This window comes from Pseudomonas sp. HMSC063H08 (genome assembly GCF_001813645.1).
Lineage (GTDB): Bacteria > Pseudomonadota > Gammaproteobacteria > Pseudomonadales > Pseudomonadaceae > Pseudomonas > Pseudomonas aeruginosa.
Genome location: NZ_KV813364.1, coordinates 1 through 833, shown reverse-complemented (window position 1 = coordinate 833; position 833 = coordinate 1). Strand labels below are relative to the sequence as shown.

General features: G+C 71.8%; 1 protein-coding gene. It reads left to right on the top strand.

What is annotated here, in order from left to right:
* On the top strand, window positions 1-833 hold an 833-nt coding region (locus HMPREF2924_RS05075), incomplete at both ends, for a hypothetical protein (RefSeq protein WP_049263468.1).

Here is an 833-nt window from a genome sequence, read left to right as displayed (position 1 = left end):
CGTGGCGATCTCGACAACCGTGGCGGCCAGGTGATCGGCCTGAACGACCTGGAGGTCGGCGCGGCGACGCTCGACAACGGCCAGCAAGGCCTGCTCGGCAGCCAGCAGTCCACCCGCGTCAGCGCCCAGGCGCTGGTCAACCGGGGGGACGGCGAAGTCTCCGGCAAGCGCGTCGAGGCCCGCGTCGGTAGCCTCGACAATCGCGGCGGCAAGCTGATCGGCGACGACCTGCTGGTGGTCGCCAGCGGTGCCATCGACAACCGCCTCGGCTTGTTCTCCGCGGCCAACCGCCTCGACCTGCGGGCGCGCAGCCTGGACAACAGCGGCAAGGGCACGCTGAGCAGCCGGGGCGGCCTGGAGGTCAGCCTCGGCGGCCTGCTGGACAACCGCGATGAAGGCAACCTGCTCAGCCAGGGCGCGCAGCGCGTGACGGTGGGGCAACTGGACAACCGCGCCGGCGGCCTGCTGTCGAGCCGCAGCGAGTTGAACGTCCACGGCGCCAGCCTGGACAACCGTGGCGGCGTGCTGGTGGCCGACGCCGGCCTGAGCGCCACGGGAGGCGCCTTCGACAACCGCGACGGCGGCAGCGCCAGCGGCAAGGCTGGCGTGCGCGTGGAGGTCGCCAGCCTGCGCAACGACCAGGGTGGCAAGCTGCTCAGCGATGGCCGCCTGGACCTCGCAGCGAACGCCGTCGGCAACGCCGGAGGGCGTATCGCCGCCAAGGGCGACCTGCAGGCGACGCTTGGCAGCCTGGCCCAGCAAGGTGGCGAACTGGTCAGCGAAAAGACCCTGAAGGTCGCGGCCGACACGCTCGACAACAGCCAGTCCGGGCT